The organism is uncultured Gemella sp. (assembly GCF_963519265.1).
Taxonomy (GTDB): Bacteria; Bacillota; Bacilli; order Staphylococcales; family Gemellaceae; genus Gemella.
Map to the genome: position 1 here is coordinate 1 of NZ_CAUQNQ010000112.1, position 3735 is coordinate 3735.

At 32.1% G+C, this 3735-nt stretch carries 4 protein-coding genes; all 4 read left to right on the forward strand.

Annotated features, from left to right (window positions below):
• Positions 1-957, forward strand: a 957-nt coding sequence (gene lepA, locus RWN11_RS07570) for a translation elongation factor 4 (RefSeq protein WP_314161118.1), incomplete at its 5' end; no start/stop codon positions are given.
• A complete protein-coding gene (hemW, locus tag RWN11_RS07575) occupies positions 957-2090 on the forward strand; it encodes a radical SAM family heme chaperone HemW (RefSeq protein WP_314161119.1) in 1134 nt (377 codons plus the stop codon). The genes lepA and hemW, both read left to right, overlap by 1 nt.
• Before the next feature lie 98 nt (positions 2091-2188).
• The gene (gene rnc, locus RWN11_RS07580) at positions 2189-2902 is read left to right on the forward strand and encodes a ribonuclease III (protein ID WP_314161120.1); all 714 of its coding nucleotides are present in this window, start codon (positions 2189-2191) and stop codon (positions 2900-2902) included.
• Between the two features lie 21 nt (positions 2903-2923).
• Positions 2924-3735, forward strand: an 812-nt coding sequence (locus RWN11_RS07585; protein ID WP_314161121.1) for an AAA family ATPase, incomplete at its 3' end; no start/stop codon positions are given.

Below are 3735 nucleotides of genomic sequence, written 5' to 3' on the forward strand. Positions count from 1 at the left end.
GCTAAAGAAGCATTACCTGGATATAGAAAATTAAATCCAATGGTATTCTGTGGATTATATCCAATCGATTCATCAAAATATAATGATTTACGTGAAGCATTAGAAAAATTAGAACTTAATGACTCTGCGTTACAATATGAAGCGGAAACTTCTCAAGCACTTGGATTCGGATTTAGATGTGGATTCTTAGGAATGTTACACATGGAAATTATCCAAGAGCGTATTGAGCGTGAATTTAACATTGATATCATCGCAACTGCACCATCGGTTATTTATAAAGTTGAAAAAACTGACGGAACTATGGTAGATGTATCAAACCCATCAGAAATGCCAGATCCACAAAAAATTAATAAGATAACTGAGCCGTTTGTTAAGGCGAGCATTATGGTACCAAATGACTATGTAGGTGCTGTTATGGATCTTTGTCAGAAAAAACGTGGTATCTTCTTAAATATGGAATATATCGATGATACGAGGGTTAATATTACTTATGATATACCTTTATCAGAAATCGTGTTTGACTTCTTCGATCAACTTAAATCTAATACAAAAGGATATGCGTCATTCGACTACGAATTAACTGGATATAAAGATAGTAACCTTGTTAAGATGGATATTCTATTAAATGGTGAACAAGTCGATGCTTTAAGTTTCATCGTTCACAGAGAATTCGCTTACCAGCGTGGTAAAGTTATTGTAGAAAAACTTAAAAAACTTATTCCAAAACAACAATTCGAGATTCCTATCCAAGCTGCAATTGGAAATAAAATTATCTCTCGTGAAACTATTAAAGCGATGCGTAAAAACGTTCTTGCTAAATGTTACGGAGGGGATATTAGTAGGAAACGTAAACTATTAGAGAAACAGAAAAAAGGTAAAGAGAGAATGAAAGCTGTTGGTAGCGTAGAAGTTCCTCAAGATGCCTTCATGGCTGTTCTGAAAATGGACGAAGAATAATGAAAAGTTATCCACGCGGAGTATATATTCATATTCCATTTTGTAAGTATATTTGTTCATACTGTGATTTCAACAAGTTTTATATACAAAGACAACCTGTTGATAAGTATATAGATTGTTTAATCAAAGAAATTGAGGGTATGGAAAATATTCAAAATGTTGAAACTATTTATATTGGTGGTGGAACACCGAGTGCATTAAGTGATGAACAACTTCATCGTCTACTGACTGCACTTAGAAATAAAATTCCACAACAACTGCGTGAATTTACTTTTGAAGCTAACCCTGAGGATCTTGTTGATTCTCGGGTTGCTTTGGTAAAGGGCTACGGAGTTGATAGAATTAGCATGGGTGTTCAAACTTTTAATAACGAACTGTTAAAAATTCTTGGACGAGGACATGTTGCTGATGATGTAGATATGGCGATTGCTAATTGTAAAAAACATGGGATTGAGGACATTAATGTAGATTTAATGTTTTCATTACCGAAGCAGACTATGGACGACTTGTATGATAGTATGAAGAAGGTTGCAGAATACAATATTAGTCATATTTCTTGTTATTCATTGATTTTGGAACAGAAGACTAAGCTTTATAATCAAGTGAGAGATAAGAAAGTTACATTGCCTTCGAATGAAACTGAGGAGAAAATGTACAATGAGGTTATTAATTTCTTAACAGAAAATGGTTATGAACAGTATGAAATCAGTAATTTTGCTAGACCTGGTCATGAGAGTGTTCATAATAGCAGTTACTGGAAGAATATAGAGTATTATGGTCTTGGGGCAGGTGCACATGGCTACATCGATGGAGTGCGTTACGCTAATCAAGGAGCATTAAAATTCTATATTGACAGTATGTTAGAAAAAGGACACGCAAGACGTGAAGAAAATATGGTAACACCTAAGGAAAGAATTGAAGAGGAAATGTTCTTAGGATTACGCCTTTTGGCAGGTGTAGATTTAGATATTTTTGAAGAAAAGTATGGGAAAAGAGCAGAAGAAATCTTCAAAGGTGTAATTGACAAAAACATAAGAGAAGGGTACTTAGAGATTGAAGGTAATAAACTTCGTTTGACTAGAAAAGGATTATTCTATGGAAATGATGTTTTCTCTGAGTTTTTGTTAGATTAATATAGTTTTTGAAATAAGATAATGATTTTGTGGGGGAAACTTGATAATTTATGTGAAATTTTGAGTTTCTCCCAATAATAAAAGAAAGGAGAATAATTATGGAACGAACATATATTGAAAGATTACTTAGTAATTTGAATGAAGAGTATGGATTTAATTTGAAATTCAGTGATAATTTTAAAAATGCATTTTCTCATTCGTCTTATACAAATGAGAAAAGAATCGCGAAGCACCTGAATTATGAGCGTTTGGAATTTTTAGGAGATGCTGTTGTTGAACTTACAACAAGTGAATTTTTATTTAAGAAATTCTCTGAACTTCCTGAAGGTGAGCTTACTAAGCTACGTGCATCTATTGTTTGTGAAAAAACATTGGTTAAATATGCTTTGCAACTTGGTTTAGATAAATGTATTTATCTAGGTAAAGGTGAAGAAAAAATGGGCGGAAGAAGCCGAGCAGCTTTACTTGCTGATATTTTTGAATCTTTCACAGGAGCAATGTATTTAGAGTCGAATCTTGAAGTGGTGAAAACTTTCTTAAATAATACTTTATTTACAGAAGTGCAAAATCTTGAGTATCACAGCTTTGTAGATTATAAAACTATACTACAAGAGTATGTTTCGAAGATTAAATTAGGTGATATTGAATATGTAGTTCTTGATTCTAGTGGTCCATCACATTCAAAAACTTTCACGAGTGCTATTTTAATTGGTGGAAAACAATACGGAAGCGGAACATCTACAACAAAGAAAGAGTCAGAACAAATCTCAGCAAAACAAGCATTAGAAAAGCTTGGATATAAAGATATTTAAAATTAATGAAAGGAAAAAGAGATGAAATTAGCAAAGGTTGAAGTTACAGGTTTTAAATCTTTTCAGAAGAAGACAACGTTTGAATTTAAGAATAATTTAATTGGTGTTGTTGGACCGAATGGTTCGGGAAAAAGTAATATAATTGATGCTATTCGTTGGGTTTTAGGGGAGCAGTCTGCTAAAAATTTACGTGGTAGTAGCATGAAAGATGTTATCTTTTCGGGAACCGAAGATGCGAAAAGAAAAAACTTTGCTGAAGTAGCGGTAACATTTTCTAACGGAGAAGATAGTTGTGAAATTAAAAGACGTTTGTATAGAAATGGTGATAGCGAATATTACATTGATAATAAACGTGCAAAATTAAAAGATATTACTGATATATATCTAGACCTTGGTATTAATAAAGAGAGTTATAGTATTATTACTCAAGGTAAGGTAGAAGATATTATTTCGTCTAAACCTGTCGATCGCCGAGCAATTATAGAAGAGGCATCAGGAGTATTAAAGTATAAAAATAAGAAAAAAGAAACTAATCTAAAATTAGAAAAAACAAATGACAATTTAATGAGGTTATATGATATTTTCTCAGAAATCTCAGGTCGTTATGAAATCTTAGAAGATCAAAAGAATAAAACACAAAAGTATCTTGATTATTCTAATGAACTTGAAGAGAAAGATATTTTATTAAATGTCTATAATATTGCTGAATATCAAAAGAGACTTGCAGATTTACTACGAGTTAAACAAGACAAAGAATCTGAAAAACTTGGACTTGAAAGTAGACAAGAAGAACTTATTAAAGATTTAGAAAGTATCAAGAATAGTTTAGTTTC

Bases quoted from the DNA above. Each gene is read 5' to 3' on its own strand.
- rnc (WP_314161120.1), top strand. From the start codon at position 2,189: ATGGAACGAACATATATTGAAAGATTACTTAGTAATTTGAATGAAGAG.
- hemW (WP_314161119.1), top strand. From the start codon at position 957: ATGAAAAGTTATCCACGCGGAGTATATATTCATATTCCATTTTGTAAG.